Below are 16906 nucleotides of genomic sequence, written 5' to 3'. Positions count from 1 at the left end.
CCATGCCTGAGGCAGCCGCTCGTGTGGGCATCGTGATGGGCTCGGACTCGGACTGGCCGGTGATGAAGCTGGCCGCCGAGGCGTTGGCGGAGTTCGACGTCGCCTTCGAGGCCGACGTGACGTCTGCGCACCGGATGCCCGAGGAGATGCTCGAGTACGGCCGCTCGGCCGCGGACCGCGGGCTGTCGGTGATCATCGCCGGTGCCGGCGGTGCGGCCCACCTGCCCGGGATGCTCGCGTCGGTGACCCCGCTGCCGGTGATCGGCGTACCAGTGCCGCTCAAGTACCTCGACGGCATGGACTCGCTGCTCTCGATCGTGCAGATGCCGGCCGGCGTGCCCGTCGCCACGGTCGCCATCGGCGGTGCGCGCAACGCCGGCCTGCTCGCCGTCCGCATCCTGGCGGTCGGCGACCTCGTGCTGCAGGCCCGGATGCGGACCTTCCAGGCCGAGCTCCGCACCAGTGCCGAGAAGAAGGGCCAGGTCGTGCGCAGCGAGTCGGCTGGCCCCCGCATCGGGTTCTAGGCCGGCCCCACCCTTGACGACCGGGGCGGTCGTCCGCACCGTTGTCCCATGCTGACGGCGACCTGCGTGCGCTGCCCGGCGCCGGTCCTCGAGGCGCCCGACGGCACGTGGGCGTGCCCGGACCACGGCGTCACCGCTCCGCTGTGGCTCGCGCCGGAGCCGTCGTACGACGGGTTCGTGGAGCACCTCCGCACCTCGGCGGGCTTCCCGACCTACGTGCCGTGGCCGATGAGCCCGGGCTGGACGATGACCGACTTCGCCGCGGTCGCGCCGGCTCCGGGGAGCGCGACGGCGGTGCTGACGTGCACCTCGGGCACCAGCGAGCTGGACGGTCCGGTGGACGTGCTGGTGGTCGCCGAGGAGGCCGGCACCGGCCTCGGCGCCCGGTGCGCGGGCACCCGCTACACGGACCCCGGCTTCGAGATCGGCGAGCGACCGCCGTCGGCGCGGGTGCGGATCGGGAGCCAGGCGGTCAACCTCTGGGACATCTCGACCAGCAGCGACGACGGGGAGTTCGACCGATCGGTGCTCGCCGGCGAGGCCTCCGGGCGCTGGCTGTGGATCGTGCTCCGGCCCGCCTCCGCGCTGCTGCTCTTCCGCGACGACTGGATCCTGCGCGACGTCTCGAGCGCGGGGCCGCAGCTGGTCGAGCTGCCCTTCGGGGGGCACCGGCCGGGCTGGTGACGCCCGGCACGCCCTACGGTTGTGCCGTGCGCATCGACCTGCACACGCACTCGCGTGCCAGCGACGGGACCGACACCCCGGCCGGGCTGGTGCGCGCCGCGGCGCGGGCCGGGCTCGACGTCGTGGCGATCACCGACCACGACACCGCCGACGGGTGGGCGGAGGCCGCGGCCGCGGCGGAGGAGGTCGGCATCACGCTGGTCCCCGGGATGGAGATCAGCACCATCCACCACGGCCGCAGCGTGCACCTGCTCGCCTACCTGCCCGACCCCACCTCGCCGGCGTTGGCCGCCGAGCTGACGCAGGTGCTCGCCGGCCGCGAGTCGCGGGTGCCGGAGATGCTGGACCGGCTGCGCCGGCTCGGGATCGACATCAGCGCGGACGACGTACGAGCGGCGTCGCACGGTGCGGCGGCGACGGGGCGGCCGCACGTGGCCGACGCCCTGGTCACCCTGGGCGTGGTCGGGGACCGGACGGAGGCGTTCGACCGCTACCTCGGGGCCGGCCGGTCGGCGTACGTCAACCGCTATGCCGCGCCGCTGGAGGGCACGATCCGCGCGGTGACCGAGGCCGGCGGCGTCTCGGTGATCGCGCACCCGTGGGGGCGGGGCGGCCTGGGCCGGCCCGACGAGGCAACCCTCACCCACCTGCACGCCGTCGGGCTCGCCGGCATCGAGGTCGACCACCAGGACCACGACGCCGCGGCCCGCTCGCGGCTGCGTGCGTTGGCACGGGACATCGGGCTGGTCGCCACCGGCTCCAGCGACTACCACGGCGACGGCAAGGTCGACCACGACCTGGGCTGCAACACCACGGACCCGGGGGAGTACGAGCGGCTGATGGCGCTGGCTGCCGACGCCGGCGTACGCAGCGACCGGGTGCCGCCGGTCGTTACTTACGGCCCAGCGACTGGAAGCGCTTGAGCACCGGCGTCGGGACCAGCCGGGCGGCGGTCGTGATCACCTTGTACTGGCCGCCCGGGATCGAGTAGACCTTCCCCTTCGCGTGGTCCTTGAGCGCCGTGGCCACCAGCTCGTCGGCGTCCAGCCACAGGAAGTCGGGCGCGGAGCCGCGCGAGACGTCCATCCGCTCGTGGAACTCGGTCTTGGTGAAGCCGGGGCACAGGCAGGTGATCGTGACGCCCTGGTCGCGGTACTCGTAGGCGGCCCACTCCGAGAACGAGTTCACCCAGGCCTTGGCCGCGCTGTAGCTGCCGCGCGGCAGGAAGGACGCGACGCTCGAGACGTTGATGATCCCGCCGGAGCCGCGCTCCGCCATCGGCGCGAGCGCCGCGTGGCTGAGCCGCATGACGGCGGTGACCAGCACGTCGAGCATCGCCTGCTCGGCGTCGACGGGGTTGTCGAGGAAGCGCTTCTTCAGGCCGAAGCCGGCGTTGTTGACCAGCAGGTCGATCGGGCGGTCCCGGTCGGCGAGTCGGGCCTCGACGAGGGCGAGCTGCTCGCGGTCGACCAGGTCGGCCGGCAGCACCTCCACCGCGACGTCGTACGTCGAGGTCAGCTCGGCGGCCTCGGCCTCGAGGCGGGTGCGGTCGCGGGCCACCAGGACGAGGTCGTAGCCCTGGTCGGCGAGCTGGTGGGCGAAGGACTTCCCGATGCCCGCGGTGGGGCCGGTCACGAGTGCGGTCTTCGACATGTGCGTGAGTCAAGCAGGTGCCTGCGGGATCCCGCGAGGGCGGTCGGGCATGATGGACAGCAATGACCACGACACTCGCGATCGCCAACCAGAAGGGCGGCGTCGCCAAGACCACGACCGTCGCGTCCATCGGTGCCGCGCTCGCCGAGCTCGGCCACTCCGTGCTCCTGGTCGACCTGGACGCGCAGGCGTGCCTGACGTTCTCGCTCGGCATCGACCCGGAGGACCTCGAGCTCTCGGTCCACCACGTGCTGACCAAGGGCCTCGACCCCTCCGAGGTCATCATCACGACCGACGACGGGGTCGACCTGGTCCCGGCGACCATCGAGCTCGCGCGCGCCGAGGCCGAGCTGCTCACGCGCACCGGTCGCGAGCACGTCATCAAGACGATGATCGAGACGCTCGAGGAGGACGGTCACGAGTACGACTGGGTCCTGCTCGACTGCCCGCCCTCCCTGGGGGTGATGACGGTGGCGGCGCTGACCGCCGCCGACGGTGTCCTGATCCCGCTGCAGTGCGAGACGCTCTCGCACCGTGGCGTGGGCCAGCTCCTCGACACGGTCCACGACGTACGCCGCTTCACCAACCGCAAGCTCGAGGTCTGGGGCGTGCTGCCGACGCTGTACGACGGGCGCACCAACCACGCCCGCACGGTGCTCGAGACGATCTCGGAGACCTACGACCTCGAGGTCATCGAGCCGCCGATCCCCAAGACGATCAAGTTCGCCGAGGCCCCGGCCGCCGGCCGCTCGATCCTCGCGACGAGCCGCAGCAGCAAGGGCGCGCGTGCCTACCGCGAGGCCGCCGAGAACCTGGTCGCGCGCTCGAAGCGCCCGAAGTCTCGGAAGAAGAAGGCGGGCAAGGCGTCGTGACCGAGCCTCGCGGCGCCCACCGCGCCGTACCGGTCCGGCCGCGCTACGGCCGGCTCACGGCGCTCGGGGTGTCGCTCGCGGTCACGACGATCGCGCTGCTCGGCTCGTTCGGCGCGCTGCCCTTCTCCGACGGCGGTGCGGCGGCCCAGAAGTCGCCTACCGACAACGCCGCGGCGGACCTCGGCGCGACCGCTCACCTCGCCTCGGACGCGGCGTCGCCGAGCACGTCCGAGCCGGCCTCGACCTCGGCCGCCGACGTCGAGCCGATGGTCGATCCCGCCGACGACACCACGGTCCCGGCCGACTCGGGCGACGGCCGGCGCGTGGTCTTCAGCCAGAGCCGCCAGCGGGTGTGGCTGATCGGCGACCACGAGAAGGTGAAGCGCACCTACCTGGTCTCGGGCAGCGCCTACGACAACCTCGACCCCGGCAGCTACCAGGTCTACTCCCGCTCGGAGCAGGCCTGGGGCGTCGACGACTCCGGGACGATGAAGTACTTCGTGCGCTTCGCCCAGGGCGACCACGCCGCGATCGGCTTCCACGACATCCCCGTCGACGACGGCAAGCCCGTCCAGACCGTCGCCCAGCTCGGCACGCCGCTCTCGCACGGCTGCATCCGCCAGAAGGAGGCCGACGCCGTCGCCCTCTGGAAGTTCGCGCCCCTCGGCACGGACGTCGTCGTCACCGCCTGACCGGCGATCGGGGTGTCACGCGGACGCCGGGTCGAGGCGTCAGGGGGGTGTGACCATCTCGACGACTGACCTCAGCCCGACGGAGCGGCTCTCGGTGCCCGACGTACGGAGCTTCGACGAGCTGGTATCCGCTACGGGGCGCCAGTTCTACCGTGCCTCCCTGCTCCTCACGGGCGGGGACCACCACCTGGCCGAGGACCTCCTCCAGACGACCTACGCCAAGGTGTACGCCGCCTGGTCGCGGGTGAGCCGGGCGGACGATCCGGTCGCCTACACCCGGACCGTGCTGACCAGGACCTACGTGTCGCACCGCCGGCTGCGTCGTTCCTCCGAGCGCCCGAGCGACGACCTGCCCGACCACCCGGCCGATCCCGCCGACCCGGCGCTCCACCTCGACCTGATGGCGGCGTTGCGCGCCCTCTCGCCCAGCGACCGGGTGGTCGTCGTGCTCCGCTACTGGCTCGACCGCAGCGTCGCAGAGACGGCTGCCGATCTGGGGCTGAGCGAGACCGCCGTGCGCACCCGCTCCCGGCGCGCCCTCGCGCGCCTCCGTCTCCACCTCACCGACCTGGACGAGGAGTCCTGATGAACCTGCACGAGCACCTGACCGACACCCTCGACCGCGTCGACGAGACCGGTCCCGACCTGGGCCTGATGACCACCGTCGCCCGCCGCCGGGGGACCAGCCTGCGCCGCCGGCGTACGGCGGGGATCGCTGTCGCGGCGAGCGTCGCCGCCTTCGCCCTGACCGGCAGCGTGCTGGCCGCCGTCGGTGGCCCGGGTGGCACCGGTGCCGACGTCGCGAGCGACGGGCCGGTCCCGGCCGCGATGGTCACCCCGGATCTCGCCGGGCCCACCGCTCCGACCACCGGGCAAGCGGCTGTGCTCGCGCTGCACTGGGCGGTCGGCCAGCAGCGAGCCGGGTCGGCTTTCGACCTCAAGGGCCAGCACTCGGAGACCAGTGGCGACTACTACGCCCAGATCCGGTGGGAGGACGCCGACGACGTCGGCGGCTCCGAGATCGGGCTGAACGTGCAGCACGGTCGCGGCATGCACGCCACCTGCGACGACCCCGCCGAGCTGCGCTGCGAGGTGACCCGGCTGGCCGACGGGTCGCAGCTCACGACGTACGAACAGCGCACGGACGTGCCCGGAGGCCCCGGGATCCGCCTGGTCGCGGACCTGCTGCGGCCCGACCGGATCCGCGTCGTCGCCATCGCGACCAACGGCTTCGAGGTCAACATCGACGGCGGTGCCTGGGACCGGACCCGGCCGATGCCTCCCCTGGACGTCGACGACCTGACGGCGATCGCGACGCTCCCGATGTGGGGCGACGCCCTGCCGGCCGCCTTCGTCGATGCCGGACGCACCCTCAGTGGCTACGTCGACTTCGACGACAACCAGGGCTGGGTCCACGGCGCTCCCTGAGCCGACGGCGTACTCCTCAGGCACTTCGCCAACTTCTTGGGCTATGCAGAGGCCCAGGAGTTCAGGGATACCCGGTTGACCGGGTATCCCTGACGCCGTTCACTCCGCGGCAGGAGCCTTCTCGGCGGCACCGCCACCGGAGCCGCCGGAGCGGCGACGACGGTTGCGGTTGCGGCTGCCGCTGGGACGCGACTCGCCGTCGGCCGCCGGAGCGGCGGAGGCAGCTGCCGGAGCGTCGCCGGCGACGGCCTCACCGCTGCGGGTGCGCGTGCGGTTGCGGTCCCGGTTGCGGGCGGGACGGTCGCCACCGCCGGAGCGGTCGCCACCGGAGCGACCACCACGGTCGCCGCCACGGTCCTCGCGGGGCTTGCGCTCCACGGGGGCGGGGTCGACGATCCGGCCCTTCGTGCCCGCGGGGATGCCCTGGTCGTGGAAGAGGTGCTCGGAGGTCGAGTAGGTCTCCTGCGGCTCGTCGAACGGCAGGTCGAGCGCCTTGTTGATCATCTTCCAGCGGTGCAGGTCCGCCCAGTCGACGAAGGTGATCGCGATGCCCGAGGCGCCGGCGCGGCCGGTGCGGCCGATACGGTGGACGTAGGTCTTGTCGTCCTCGGGGCAGGTGTAGTTGATGACGTGGGAGACGCCGCGGACGTCGATGCCGCGGGCGGCGACGTCGGTCGCGACCAGGACCCGGATCTTGTCCTCACGGAACTTGGTCAGCGCCTTCTCACGCGCGACCTGCGCCATGTCGCCGTGCAGGGGGCTGGCGCTGAAGCCGCGCTCGGCGAGGTCGTCGGCGATCCGCTGCGACTGCCGCTTGGTGCGGGTGAAGACGATGATCTTCTCGGCGTCCTCGGCCTGCAGGATCCGGCCGATGATCTCCGGCTTGTCGAGGTCGTGGGCCTGGTAGATGAACTGCGCGGTCGCGGGCACCATCGAGGTGTCGTACGACGACTCGGCGCGGATGTTCATCGGGTGCCGCATGTGGATGCGGGCCAGCGAGACGATCGCCGACGGCATGGTGGCCGAGAACAGCATCGTCTGGCGGGTCTCGGGCGTCATCCGCAGGATCCGCTCGACGTCGGGCAGGAAGCCCAGGTCCAGCATCTCGTCGGCCTCGTCGAGCACGAGCGCGTGCACGTGCGAGAGGTCGAGGGCGCGGCGGTTGGCGAGGTCGATCAGGCGGCCGGGCGTGCCGACGACGATGTCGACGCCGGTCTGCAGGGCGTCGAGCTGGGTGTCGTAGCCCACGCCGCCGTAGACGGTGAGGACCCGGAGGCCGGTGTCCTTGCTCGCGATGGACAGGTCGCTGGAGACCTGGAGCGCGAGCTCACGGGTCGGGGCGACGATGAGCGCCTGCGGCTTGCCCTGCGGCAGGTCGGCGTACGCCGGGTCGGTCGGCGAGACGCTGCGCTGCAGCACCGGGATGCCGAACGCGAGGGTCTTGCCGGTGCCGGTGCGGGCCTGGCCGATGAGGTCCGTGCCCATCAGGGCGACCGAGAGGGTCATCTCCTGGATGGCGAAGGGGGTCGTGATGCCGTGGCGGTCGAGCGCGTCGCAAATCTCGGGCAGGACCCCGAGCTCTCGGAACGTGGTCAGTGTCTTCTGCTTTCGTGAGTCAGCCGGGTATCAACCGATTGAACGTCGGATGCGGCGGACTCAGAGTGGTCTGCCGCGCACATGCGGCGAGGTCGCAGAGACGACCTCGGTCACCTCGAGTCTATCGGTAGGGTGCGCACGTGCCCCCATCCGCGCCGCCGCCCGCCCACGACGAGAGTCCCGTGGCGTTCCAGGACCCGCAGTACCGCGAGGCGGTCATCGACCTCCTGGCGGCGATCGCGTACGGCGAGATCTCGGCGTTCGAGCGCCTCGCGGAGGACGCCAAGCTGGCGCCGACGCTGGAGGACAAGGTCGCGATCGCCTCGATGGCGTCGGCCGAGTTCGGCCACGTCGCGCGGCTGCGCGAGCGGCTCTCCGAGCTGGGCGCGGACCCGTTCGAGGCGATGGCGCCGTTCCGCGCGCCGATCGACAAGTTCCACGAGTACACCGCGCCCGCCGACTGGTTCGAGGGACTGATCAAGGCGTACGTCGGCGACGGCATGGCCAACGACTTCTACCGCGAGATCGCGGCCTACCTCGATGCCGACACCCGCGACCTGATCGTGGCGTCGCTCGAGGACTCCGGGCACTCGGCCTTCGTGGTCGACCGGGTGCGGGCCGCGATCGCCGCCGACCCGCGCCTCGGTGGCCGGCTCGCCCTGTGGGGTCGCCGGCTGATGGGGGAGGCGCTCACCCAGGCCCAGCGCGTCGCCGCCGACCGCGACGCCCTCACCGCGCTGCTCGCCGGCGGCATCGACCGGCCGGGGCTCGACCTCGCTGCGCTGGGGCGGATGTTCACCCGGATCACGGAGCGGCACGCCGAGCGGATGGCCGAGCTCGGGCTCGACAGCTAGCACCGGTGCGGCTAGGCCCGCCGGCGCCCCGTCAGGCTGGCCGCGATCATCACGAGCACGGCGGCGGCGACGACCTGCCATCCGTGCCTCCACCAGTCGACGCCGAGGGTGCGCGGGTTGAAGAACAGCCCGTAGAGGTAGTCGCCGATCAGGCATCCGCCGATGCCGCACAGCACCGTCAGCCACAGGGGTACGTCGTCGCGGTCGCCCGGGGCGACCAGCTTGCCGAGCAGGCCGATGACCGTGCCACCGATCACGGCCCACAGCAGCGCGGAGATCATGGTCGGATCAAGCTCCTAGGTGGGGTCAGCCGCGGAAGCCGACCTGGCCCGCGGTGCCGTGGCCGAGCTCGACGTACGCGAGCTTCGCGACGGGCACGATGACCCGACGGCCCTTGCTGTCCTTCAGGTTGAGGACTCCGTCGCCGGACACGGCGTCGGCGACGAGCTGCTCGATCGCCTCCGGGGTCTCCTCGACGTCGATCGTCAGCTCACGGGCGGCGTTCTGGACGCCGATCTTGACCTCCACGAGGTCCTCCTTGTTAGCGCTTCGTTGTGCGGGGCGTGCGATGGGTCAGTGCTCGTCGGTGAGCGGGAAGCCGCGGATGCCGCGCCAGGCCAGGCCCGCGACCAGCGCGGCCGCGTCCTTACGGCTGATGTCACCGGGGTCCGAGAGCCAGAACCGAGCGCTGACCTGCGCCATTCCCACGAGGGAGACGGCGAGGAGCCGCGAGGCGTCGCCGGGCAGGCCGGTGTCGTCGTGGATCACGTGGGCGATCATCGCGGCGCACTCGGTGGTCACCCGGTCGACGTGCTCGCGCACGGCGGGCTCGTTGGTGAGGTCGGACTCGAAGACCAGGCGGAACGCGCCGGTGTCGCTGGCGACGTACTCGAAGAAGACGTCCATCGTCGCCGCGACGCGCAGCTTGTTGTCCGGCGTCGACTCGAGCGCGACGCGCGTGTTGTCGATGATCGTGTCGCAGGAGCGGTCGAGCAGCGCGAGGTAGAGGTCGAGCTTGCCCGGGAAGTGCTGGTAGAGCACCGGCTTCGAGACGCCCGCGCGCTCGGCGATGTCGTCCATCGCCGCCGCGTGGTAGCCCTGGGCCACGAACACCTCGAGGGCGGACTCCATCAGCTGGGCGCGGCGCTCCCGCCGGGGCATCCGGCCGCCGCGGGGCCGCGCCGGTGCGTCGTACTGCTCTGCCGTCACGCGGTGAACACTACCGGTGGGTCACGGCCGTCCGGATGACGGGACGCGGCGATCCGGGCCGGTGTCCCACGGGGAACATGGCAGCACCGGAGGTTGTTCGCCCGGTGGAAGACAATCTCGCTGCAAGACTGAGGAGTACGCCGTGTCCTTTCCCGCGCTCGTGGAGCCCGCGGACGAGCTGACCATCGACGAGGTGCGTCGCTACAGCCGCCACCTGATCATCCCCGACGTCGGCATGACCGGTCAGAAGCGCCTGAAGAACGCCAAGGTGCTGGTCATCGGTGCCGGCGGTCTGGGCAGCCCCGCCCTGCTCTACCTGGCCGCGGCCGGCGTGCACACGCTCGGCATCGCGGAGTTCGACGAGGTCGACGAGTCCAACCTGCAGCGCCAGATCATCCACGGCCAGTCCGACATCGGGAAGTCGAAGGCGGTGTCGGCCAAGGAGTCGATCGCCGAGACCAACCCGTACGTCAACGTGATCCTGCACGAGCAGCGCCTCGACAACGACAACGTCATGGAGGTGTTCCAGGGCTACGACCTGATCGTCGACGGCACGGACAACTTCGCGACCCGCTACATGGTCAACGACGCGGCGTACTTCCTCGGGATCCCCTACGTCTGGGGCTCGATCTACCGCTTCGACGGCCAGGCCTCCGTCTTCGCGCCGTCGATGTCGGACGACGCGCCCTGCTACCGCTGCCTCTACCCCGAGCCGCCGCCGCCGGGCATGGTCCCGAGCTGCGCCGAGGGCGGCGTGCTCGGCGTGCTCTGCGCGTCGATCGGCTCGATCCAGGTCAACGAGGCCATCAAGCTGCTCACCGGCATCGGTGAGCCGCTGATCGGCAAGCTGATGATCTACGACGCCCTGGAGATGGAGTACCGCAAGCTGAAGGTCCGCAAGGACCCCAACTGCGCGCTGTGCGGCGAGCACCCGACGGTCACCGGCCTGATCGACTACGAGGCCTTCTGCGGTGCGATCTCCGACGAGGCCGCCGACGCCGCCGCCGGGTCGACGATCTCGGTCACCACGCTCGAGCACATGCTCAAGGAGCGCTCGGAGGGCACCCGTGACTTCGTGCTCATCGACGTGCGCGAGCCCAACGAGTACGAGATCAACAGGATCCCGGGCTCCGTGCTGATCCCGAAGGGCGACTTCCTCAACGGCTCGGCGCTGGAGCAGCTGCCGTCGGACAAGCAGATCGTCATGCACTGCAAGTCGGGCGTCCGCTCGGCCGAGACCCTCGCCATCGTGAAGGGTGCCGGGTACGCCGACGCCGTCCACGTCGGCGGCGGCGTGGTCGCCTGGGTCAACCAGATCGACCCCTCGCAGCCCACGTACTGACGCTTTTTGCGACGCTCCCGGTCGGTTACCACCGCGTAACCGGCCGGGAGCGTCGTCGTTGACCGGGGCATGAGCCTCTCTCGATCCCAGGTGGCCGCGGTCCTCGCGGCCGTGACCATCACGATCCTGACCGCCGCGCTGCTGGCGCTGAGCCCGAGCCGCGCGGAGAGCGCGCCGGTGTGGGCGCCCGCCGACACGGCCGCGATCCACCCCGGCACGATGATGTACACGGAGGGTGCCCAGTGCACCGCCAACTTCGTCTACACCGACGCCTCCTCCAACGTGTACGTCGGCTACGCGGCGCACTGCGCCGGCCTCGGTGAGGCGACCGACACCAACGGCTGCCAGGCCGAGTCCCTCCCGCTGGGCACCCCCGTGACCTTCAACGAGGGCGGGAGCCTGGTCAGCGAGGGCACCCAGGTCGGCACCGGCACCCTCGTGTACTCGTCCTGGCTCAAGGAGAAGGAGCTCGGGACGACCGACGCCAACACCTGCGCCTACAACGACCTCGCGCTGGTCAAGGTGTCCGCCGCCGACGTCTCCAAGGTGAACCCGTCGATCCCCTTCTGGGGCGGCCCGACCGGCATCGACACCGACGGCACCGCCGCCGGCGACCGCGTCTACACCTACGGCAACTCCAGCCTCCGCGCCGGCATCGCGCTGCTCTCGCCGCACACCGGCGTCAGCCTCGGTGACGACGCCGCCGACGGCGGCTGGTCGCACCCGCTCTACACCGTGTCCCCGGGCGTCCCCGGCGACTCCGGCTCGGCGTTCGTGAGCGCCGACGGCAAGGCCATCGGCGTCCTGTCCACGCTCGGCCTGGCCCCGCTCCCGGCGTCGAACAACATCGGCGACCTCGGCAAGGAGCTCGCCTTCGCCCAGCAGCACTCCGGCATCTCCGGCCTGCAGCTGGTCAACGGCACGGAGGCGTTCGACCCGATCCTCTGATGCACCTCACGTAGATCGCGTGGCCCCGGCCAGGGTGTCCCGGTAGGTTGCCGAGCATGACCGCTCGGCGCTCCGGCACCCTGGCCGTGGCGTTGGTGGCCGTGGGAGTGCTGCTCGGCGTGGTGCTGGTGACCTGGGCCGCCTCGATCGGGCCCAACGACGTGATCCGCGGCGATGGGCCCAGCCTGGCGACGCCGACCGACCAGCCGAGCCAGTCCGCGACGCCGCAGGGCGACACCGATCCGGTGCCGCGTCCGCACGACGCTGGCGCGCACGCCGGGTGGATCCGGGTGATCGCCGTCCTGCTCAACGTGGCGGCCGTCGTGCTGGTGGTCGCGCTGCTCGTCTGGCTCGTGCGCTGGCTGCTCGCCGTACGCCGGGTCCGCCGGGACCGGGCGAGTCGCAGCGTGCGGCTCGAGTCCGCGTTCGACGTGGTCGACCCGGGTGCTGCGGTGGCGCGCGAGCTGCTCGCCGGCATCGACGCCCAGCGTGCGGCGCTCACCGGGGGGAGCCCCCGCAACGCGGTGGTGGCCTGCTGGCACCGGTTCGAGCTCGCCGCCGCGGCCGCGGGCGTCGAGCGCCGTGCCTGGGAGACCTCCTCCGAGCACACCATCCGGGTCCTGGACCTGGTCGACGCCGACCCGGCGGCGGTGTCCCGGCTCGCCGGCCTCTACCGCGAGGCGCGCTTCTCCCAGCACGAGCTCACCGAGGACGATCGGACCGCGGCGCTCGAGGCGCTCGACCGGATCCACCGCACGGTCCACGGCCCGGTGACCGCGTGATCGGGCGGTGGTGGCCGCGGGTCGCCGGCGGGCTTGCGGCGTACGTCGGGCTCGGGCTGCTGCTCGTGCTCATCGATGCCGACCCCGACCCGGTCCGGCTCGCCCTCCTGGTCGCGATCTGCACGGCGCTGCTCGGCCTGCTCCGCGACGCGCTCAACCTCGGCGAGCCGTCGTGGCAGGTCGACGTCGAGCGCCCTTCCGTGCGCGACAGCGGCGACCCCCGGCTGCTGCGCAACGTGGGCCTGATGGAGGCCCACCTGTCCTCACGCACGCCCGACCACACCCTCCGCGACCGGCTGGGGGTGCTCACCGACCAGGTGCTCCGGCAGCGGCACGGGCTGCACCGGGGTGACCCGGGCGCGGCCGCCGTCCTGGGGCCGGAGCTGAGCGCCGTACTGTCCGGACCGGCCCGCTGGCTGAGCCGCGCAGAGATCGACCGTTGCCTGACCATCATCGAGGAGCTGTGACCATGTCTGAAGGCAGGCCCGGAACCGGGACCGAGCCCATGTCCGTCGACCAGGCCGCCGACCTGGCCGAGCGGGTGATCGCGGAGGTCGAGAAGGCCGTCGTCGGCAAGCGGGAGGCGCTGCTCCAGGTGCTCGCCGCCGTGCTGGCGAAGGGGCACGTGCTGCTCGAGGACTACCCGGGACTCGGCAAGACGCTCGCGGCCCGGTCGTTCGCCCAGGCGCTCGGCCTGGACTTCCGGCGAGCCCAGTTCACCCCCGACCTGCTGCCGGCCGACCTCACCGGCTCGTTCGTCTACGACCAGCGCGAGGCTCGCTTCGACTTCCGGCCCGGGCCGATCTTCACCGGCCTCCTGCTGGCCGACGAGATCAACCGGACCCCGCCCAAGACCCAGTCCGCGCTGCTGGAGGCGATGCAGGAGCGGCAGGTCACCGTCGAGGGCGAGACCTTCCCGCTGGCCGCGCCGTTCCACGTCCTCGCGACCGCCAACCCGATCGAGTACGAAGGCACCTACCCGCTGCCCGAGGCGCAGCTGGACCGGTTCCTGCTCCGCGTCAGCTTCGGGTACCCCTCACCGGGCGAGGAGTACGACGTGCTCGCACGACGCCTCGAGCGGCGCCAGGAGGAGGTCGACCTCCAGCGCATCACCGACGCCGAGGGACTGCTGGCCATGCAGGCGGCCGTCGAGACCGTGACCGTCGACGAGAGCGTCGGCCGCTACTGCGTCGACCTCGCGACCGCCACCCGCACCCACTCCGACGTGCTGACCGGCGCCTCGCCGCGCGGCTCGCTCGGCCTGGTCCTGGCCGCCCGCGCGTTCGCGCTGATCCGGAGGCGGGACTACGTGATCCCCGAGGACGTCAAGGCGGTCGCCCGCTCGGTCCTCGGCCACCGGGTCACCGTGCGGCCGGAGCTCTGGATGACCGACGCGAGCGGCCGGAGCGTGGTGGACGCCGTGCTCGCCAAGGTCCCGACCCCGGCCACCCTCGAGCGGCGATGACGCTCAGCCCCCTGACCTCGGCGGACGCCCGCTGGCGGCCGACGGCGGCGCTCGGCCGGGCGGTCGTCACCGCGGCGGTCGCCGTCGGCGGCGCGCTGCTGCTGGGCGACCCGTCGCTGGTGGTGCTGGCGGTGCCGTTCATCGGGCTGGCGACGGTCGGGCTGCTGCGCCGGCCGACCGCCGTCCCGCGGCTCGAGTCCCGGCTCGACCACACGACGCTCCACGAGGGCCAGGGGACGACGTCGCGGCTGACGCTCGCCGGCGCCGACCACGCCGAGTACCTCGTCCGGGCGACCGGCCACCCGCCGTACGTCGTCGCGCGGCCGCACGGCGGGTACGTCGGCGCGCTGCTCGAGGGGGCCGACGGTCCCGCGCCTACCACCGAGATCAGCCCGCGGCGGTGGGGTCGGCGGCACGTCGGCACGGAGCGGGTGGCGCTGCTGTCGCCGTGGGCGGGCTACCGGTTCGGCCCCGTCACCCTGGGCGGCCAGGAGATGCGGGTGCTGCCGGCGACGGCGCCGTACGACTCGCGCGCGGACGCGCCGCAGCCGGTCGGCCTGGTCGGCGCGCACCGCTCGCAGCGGCCGGGCAGCGGCACCGAGCTGGCCGGCATCCGGCCCTTCGCACCGGGCGACCGGCTGCGCCGGATCAACTGGCGGGTGTCGCTGCGGTCGCGGGAGCTCCACGTGGTCAGCACCCGCGCCGAGGAGGACACCGGCGTGCTGCTCGTGGTCGACGCGCTCGCCGACCACGGCGCGTCGGACGGCGTCGACGGCGCCGCGAGCAGCCTCGACCTGTCGGTGCGGGCGGCGTCCGCCGTCGCCGAGCACCATGTCCGGTCGGGCGACCGGGTGGCGCTGCGGGTGGTCGGTCGCGGTCGCGAGCTGGTCGGCTACGGCACCGGCTCGCGGCACCTGCGACGGCTGCAGCACACCCTGGCCGGCATCCGGCCCGGCGAGGTCACCGAGGCCGAGGCGGGCGTCCTGCAGCTCGGCGTCACCGGCGGCACCGTCGTGATCCTGCTGTCGCCGATGCTGGCCGAGTCGATCGGCGCGGTGGCCGCGACCCTGACCAAGCGGGGCGTGCCCGTGCTCGTCGTCGACACCCTGCCCGCCGACGTACGCCCCGGCGTCGCCGAGGGCACCGACCCGGAGCTGGCGGCGTACGCCTGGCGGATGCGCAGCCTCGAGCGGACGGTCGTGCTGCAGCGGCTGGCCGCCCTCGGCTGCCCGGTCGTGGCGTGGCGCGGGCCGGGCACCATCGACGACGTGCTGCGGCGCCTGGCCCGGCGGGCCGGCCAGCCCCGGGTGGTGGTCCGGTGAACGGGGTGCTGGCCGCGGCCACCGCGCTCTCCCGCAGCCAGCTGGTGCTGCGGGCGATCATCTTCGTCGCGCCGATCGTCGCCGTCCTCGCGGCCGGGCCGGCCGGCCGGTGGCCCACGTGGTGGGTCGCGGTCGGGATCGTCGTCCTGTCCGGGGCGTTCGCCGCGCTGCCCGAGTCGCCGGTCGGGGCGGGCGTCCTGCTTGCCGTGCTGGCTTGGTGGGCGGGCGCCCTCGACGACGGGCTGCACCCGGCCGTGCTCGTCGCGGCGACCGCCCTGCTGGTCGCGCACGTCGCCGCGGTGCTGGCCGGCTACGGCCCCGGCGAGATGCCGCTCGACCCCGCGCTGGTGCGGTTGTGGGTACGCCGCGGCGCGGTGCTGCTCCTCGGCGTACCTCTCGTCTGGGGGCTGGCGCTGCTGCTCGACGGCGAGCCCGAGCAGCCCGGCATCTGGGTCGTCGGCGTCGGCGCCGGCCTCGTCGCCACGGTCGCGGCGGCGGTCGCGCTGACCGCCGGCTCGCCACGCGAGGACCTGCCATGACGTTGGACCACGAGGAGTACGTCGAGCTGGTGCTGCGCTGCGTCGAGTCGGTCCCGCGCGGCCGGGTCACGACGTACGGCACCATCGCCGAGGTGGTCGGCGCCGTCGTCGGCGGTGGTGGTCCGCGCATCGTGGGCAACGTGATGGCGTCCCACGGAGCCGGGATGCCGTGGTGGCGCGTGGTCCGCGCCGACGGGTCGCTGCCGCCGAGCCACCACGACGAGGCCCGCCAGGCCTACCTCGAGGAGGGCACGCCGCTGCGCCCGTCGGGGAGCGTCGACATCAAGCGCGCCCTGTGGCGACCGCCGGCGTCCGTTGTGTCAGGTCGCTGACAGAGCAGGACCCGCCGCCGGGCCTACGGTCCGGGGCATGACCACTTCGACCCGGGCCGCCGCGGCCGGCTTCCTCACCCTCGTCGGCCTCCTGGCGAGCCTGCTGGTCCCGGCCGGGACGGCCGTCGCCAACGAGGAGGACGCCGGCGCTGCCCCGGGGTCGTGGCACCAGGTCCACTTCCACATCAATGCGTACGGGGGAGGGGCCGCCGCCAGCTGCGAGGGCAGCTGGCGTGACGACGCGGGCTCCTGCCAGGGCACCGGCGAGCGACGTACCTGGCACGAGAGCTATCCCTTCTTCAGCACCACCTTCATCAGGTGGGCCGCCGCGCCGACCCGCTGCCCCGACGTCCCGGGCGGCCGTGACCCCGCCGTGTGGCGCCACGAGGTCTACGTCTACGCCGCGCACATGGGCACCGGTCAGGACAGCTGGCTGTGCGGGTGGGTGGACCGCGGCTGGCACACGATGATCGTCACCGGCGGCAAGATCCGCGGGTACGACGGGTACCTGCACGCCGTGCACCCGAGCAACGGGAACCTCGCCCAGCGCGAGCACGTGCCCGGCGGACCGCTCTACGTGTTCCTCGACGCCAGCCGTGAGCGCGGCGCCGTGATCGGGCTGCGCGGCTGGCTGCGCTACTGACCCGTTCGCCCCCAGGCAAGC

Annotated in this window: 22 protein-coding genes; 17 read left to right on the top strand and 5 right to left on the bottom strand. The window is 72.8% G+C overall.

Annotation, left to right across the window (positions count from 1 at the left end; all coding sequences use genetic code 11):
• Positions 1–2 precede the first annotated feature (2 nt).
• Genes purE through ABEA34_RS02665 form a run of 3 tightly spaced genes read left to right on the top strand, consistent with a single transcriptional unit; the run spans position 3 to position 2131 of the window.
• Positions 3–524, top strand: a complete 522-nt coding sequence (gene purE, locus ABEA34_RS02675; protein WP_345518964.1) for a 5-(carboxyamino)imidazole ribonucleotide mutase — start codon at positions 3–5, stop codon at positions 522–524.
• A gap of 48 nt (positions 525–572) precedes the next feature.
• Entirely contained in the window at positions 573–1208 is a 636-nt protein-coding gene (locus ABEA34_RS02670; RefSeq protein WP_345518963.1) for a DUF6758 family protein, read from the top strand.
• Positions 1209–1234: 26 nt separating this feature from the next.
• A complete protein-coding gene (locus ABEA34_RS02665; protein WP_345518962.1) occupies positions 1235–2131 on the top strand; it encodes a PHP domain-containing protein in 897 nt (298 codons plus the stop codon).
• On the opposite strand, the gene ABEA34_RS02660 is transcribed toward ABEA34_RS02665, so the two are convergent.
• Positions 2100–2861: an SDR family NAD(P)-dependent oxidoreductase gene (locus ABEA34_RS02660; RefSeq protein ID WP_345518960.1), complete on the bottom strand. Its 762-nt coding sequence runs from the start codon at positions 2859–2861 to the stop codon at positions 2100–2102. The genes ABEA34_RS02665 and ABEA34_RS02660 overlap by 32 nt on opposite strands.
• 62 nt (positions 2862–2923) lie before the next feature.
• On the opposite strand from ABEA34_RS02660, the gene ABEA34_RS02655 reads away from it, so the two are divergent.
• Genes ABEA34_RS02655 through ABEA34_RS02640 form a run of 4 tightly spaced genes read left to right on the top strand, consistent with a single transcriptional unit; the run spans position 2924 to position 5853 of the window.
• Positions 2924–3733, top strand: a complete 810-nt coding sequence (locus tag ABEA34_RS02655) for a ParA family protein (RefSeq protein ID WP_345518958.1) — start codon at positions 2924–2926, stop codon at positions 3731–3733.
• On the top strand, positions 3730–4425 hold the full coding sequence (locus ABEA34_RS02650; RefSeq protein WP_345518956.1) for a L,D-transpeptidase: 696 nt from the start codon (positions 3730–3732) through the stop codon (positions 4423–4425). The genes ABEA34_RS02655 and ABEA34_RS02650 overlap by 4 nt, the downstream gene beginning before the upstream one ends.
• A 49-nt stretch (positions 4426–4474) precedes the next feature.
• Complete coding sequence (locus ABEA34_RS02645; protein ID WP_345518954.1) at positions 4475–5011, top strand: SigE family RNA polymerase sigma factor; 537 nt, start codon at positions 4475–4477, stop codon at positions 5009–5011.
• Positions 5011–5853 (top strand): hypothetical protein, encoded by an 843-nt coding sequence (locus tag ABEA34_RS02640; RefSeq protein ID WP_345518952.1) that lies wholly within the window; start codon positions 5011–5013, stop codon positions 5851–5853. The genes ABEA34_RS02645 and ABEA34_RS02640 overlap by 1 nt, the downstream gene beginning before the upstream one ends.
• Positions 5854–5952: 99 nt before the next feature.
• Here ABEA34_RS02640 and ABEA34_RS02635 read toward each other — a convergent pair whose 3' ends face one another.
• Positions 5953–7449 carry a DEAD/DEAH box helicase gene (locus ABEA34_RS02635; protein WP_425576851.1) on the bottom strand — a complete coding sequence of 499 codons (1497 nt, stop codon included), beginning with the start codon at positions 7447–7449 and terminating at the stop codon, positions 5953–5955.
• Between the two features lie 140 nt (positions 7450–7589).
• Between ABEA34_RS02635 and ABEA34_RS02630 the strand changes: the two genes are divergently transcribed.
• Complete coding sequence (locus ABEA34_RS02630) at positions 7590–8303, top strand: ferritin-like fold-containing protein (RefSeq protein ID WP_345518948.1); 714 nt, start codon at positions 7590–7592, stop codon at positions 8301–8303.
• A gap of 11 nt (positions 8304–8314) precedes the next feature.
• Here the strand turns inward: ABEA34_RS02630 and ABEA34_RS02625 are convergent, their stop codons facing one another.
• The 3 genes from ABEA34_RS02625 to ABEA34_RS02615 are packed head-to-tail and all read right to left on the bottom strand — an operon-like array spanning position 8315 to position 9464.
• Positions 8315–8584, bottom strand: a complete 270-nt coding sequence (locus ABEA34_RS02625) for a GlsB/YeaQ/YmgE family stress response membrane protein (RefSeq protein ID WP_345518945.1) — start codon at positions 8582–8584, stop codon at positions 8315–8317.
• A 25-nt stretch (positions 8585–8609) separates the two neighbouring features.
• Positions 8610–8831 carry a DUF3107 domain-containing protein gene (locus tag ABEA34_RS02620; RefSeq protein WP_345518943.1) on the bottom strand — a complete coding sequence of 74 codons (222 nt, stop codon included), beginning with the start codon at positions 8829–8831 and terminating at the stop codon, positions 8610–8612.
• Between the two features lie 45 nt (positions 8832–8876).
• Positions 8877–9464: a TetR/AcrR family transcriptional regulator gene (locus ABEA34_RS02615; protein ID WP_345519125.1), complete on the bottom strand. Its 588-nt coding sequence runs from the start codon at positions 9462–9464 to the stop codon at positions 8877–8879.
• Positions 9465–9654: 190 nt separating this feature from the next.
• Between ABEA34_RS02615 and moeZ the strand changes: the two genes are divergently transcribed.
• The 9 genes from moeZ (at position 9655) to ABEA34_RS02570 (ending at position 16885) form a co-directional block, all read left to right on the top strand.
• A complete protein-coding gene (moeZ, locus tag ABEA34_RS02610; RefSeq protein WP_345518941.1) occupies positions 9655–10854 on the top strand; it encodes an adenylyltransferase/sulfurtransferase MoeZ in 1200 nt (399 codons plus the stop codon).
• 69 nt (positions 10855–10923) lie between these two features.
• Positions 10924–11802, top strand: a complete 879-nt coding sequence (locus ABEA34_RS02605; RefSeq protein ID WP_345518939.1) for a S1 family serine peptidase — start codon at positions 10924–10926, stop codon at positions 11800–11802.
• Positions 11803–11858: 56 nt separating this feature from the next.
• Complete coding sequence (locus tag ABEA34_RS02600) at positions 11859–12584, top strand: DUF4129 domain-containing protein (RefSeq protein WP_345518937.1); 726 nt, start codon at positions 11859–11861, stop codon at positions 12582–12584.
• Positions 12581–13051, top strand: coding sequence for a hypothetical protein (locus ABEA34_RS02595; protein WP_345518935.1), 471 nt, complete (start codon positions 12581–12583; stop codon positions 13049–13051). The genes ABEA34_RS02600 and ABEA34_RS02595 overlap by 4 nt, the downstream gene beginning before the upstream one ends.
• Positions 13052–13053: 2 nt before the next feature.
• On the top strand, positions 13054–14049 hold the full coding sequence (locus ABEA34_RS02590) for an AAA family ATPase (protein WP_345518933.1): 996 nt from the start codon (positions 13054–13056) through the stop codon (positions 14047–14049).
• Positions 14046–15371 (top strand): DUF58 domain-containing protein, encoded by a 1326-nt coding sequence (locus ABEA34_RS02585; RefSeq protein ID WP_345518931.1) that lies wholly within the window; start codon positions 14046–14048, stop codon positions 15369–15371. Before ABEA34_RS02590 ends, ABEA34_RS02585 begins: the two co-directional genes overlap by 4 nt.
• Positions 15368–15910: a hypothetical protein gene (locus ABEA34_RS02580; RefSeq protein WP_345518929.1), complete on the top strand. Its 543-nt coding sequence runs from the start codon at positions 15368–15370 to the stop codon at positions 15908–15910. Before ABEA34_RS02585 ends, ABEA34_RS02580 begins: the two co-directional genes overlap by 4 nt.
• Positions 15907–16242, top strand: a complete 336-nt coding sequence (locus tag ABEA34_RS02575; RefSeq protein ID WP_345518927.1) for an MGMT family protein — start codon at positions 15907–15909, stop codon at positions 16240–16242. Before ABEA34_RS02580 ends, ABEA34_RS02575 begins: the two co-directional genes overlap by 4 nt.
• A 37-nt stretch (positions 16243–16279) precedes the next feature.
• Positions 16280–16885, top strand: coding sequence for a hypothetical protein (locus tag ABEA34_RS02570; protein ID WP_345518925.1), 606 nt, complete (start codon positions 16280–16282; stop codon positions 16883–16885).
• The last annotated feature ends 21 nt before the right edge of the window (positions 16886–16906 follow it).

The organism is Nocardioides conyzicola (genome assembly GCF_039543825.1).
GTDB lineage: Bacteria > Actinomycetota > Actinomycetes > Propionibacteriales > Nocardioidaceae > Nocardioides > Nocardioides conyzicola.
This window is presented reverse-complemented; position numbering and strand designations above follow the sequence as displayed.

Excerpts from the sequence above, each read along its gene's own strand:
- ABEA34_RS02605 (WP_345518939.1), top strand. The coding sequence starts at position 10,924 with ATGAGCCTCTCTCGATCCCAGGTGGCCGCGGTCCTCGCGGCCGTGACC.
- ABEA34_RS02590 (WP_345518933.1), top strand. The coding sequence starts at position 13,054 with ATGTCTGAAGGCAGGCCCGGAACCGGGACCGAGCCCATGTCCGTCGAC.
- ABEA34_RS02670 (WP_345518963.1), top strand. The coding sequence starts at position 573 with ATGCTGACGGCGACCTGCGTGCGCTGCCCGGCGCCGGTCCTCGAGGCG.
- ABEA34_RS02660 (WP_345518960.1), bottom strand. The coding sequence starts at position 2,861 with ATGTCGAAGACCGCACTCGTGACCGGCCCCACCGCGGGCATCGGGAAG.
- ABEA34_RS02585 (WP_345518931.1), top strand. The coding sequence starts at position 14,046 with ATGACGCTCAGCCCCCTGACCTCGGCGGACGCCCGCTGGCGGCCGACG.
- ABEA34_RS02655 (WP_345518958.1), top strand. The coding sequence starts at position 2,924 with ATGACCACGACACTCGCGATCGCCAACCAGAAGGGCGGCGTCGCCAAG.
- ABEA34_RS02640 (WP_345518952.1), top strand. The coding sequence starts at position 5,011 with ATGAACCTGCACGAGCACCTGACCGACACCCTCGACCGCGTCGACGAG.
- purE (WP_345518964.1), top strand. The coding sequence starts at position 3 with ATGCCTGAGGCAGCCGCTCGTGTGGGCATCGTGATGGGCTCGGACTCG.
- ABEA34_RS02570 (WP_345518925.1), top strand. The coding sequence starts at position 16,280 with ATGACCACTTCGACCCGGGCCGCCGCGGCCGGCTTCCTCACCCTCGTC.
- ABEA34_RS02625 (WP_345518945.1), bottom strand. The coding sequence starts at position 8,584 with ATGATCTCCGCGCTGCTGTGGGCCGTGATCGGTGGCACGGTCATCGGC.
- ABEA34_RS02575 (WP_345518927.1), top strand. The coding sequence starts at position 15,907 with ATGACGTTGGACCACGAGGAGTACGTCGAGCTGGTGCTGCGCTGCGTC.
- ABEA34_RS02600 (WP_345518937.1), top strand. The coding sequence starts at position 11,859 with ATGACCGCTCGGCGCTCCGGCACCCTGGCCGTGGCGTTGGTGGCCGTG.
- ABEA34_RS02615 (WP_345519125.1), bottom strand. The coding sequence starts at position 9,464 with ATGCCCCGGCGGGAGCGCCGCGCCCAGCTGATGGAGTCCGCCCTCGAG.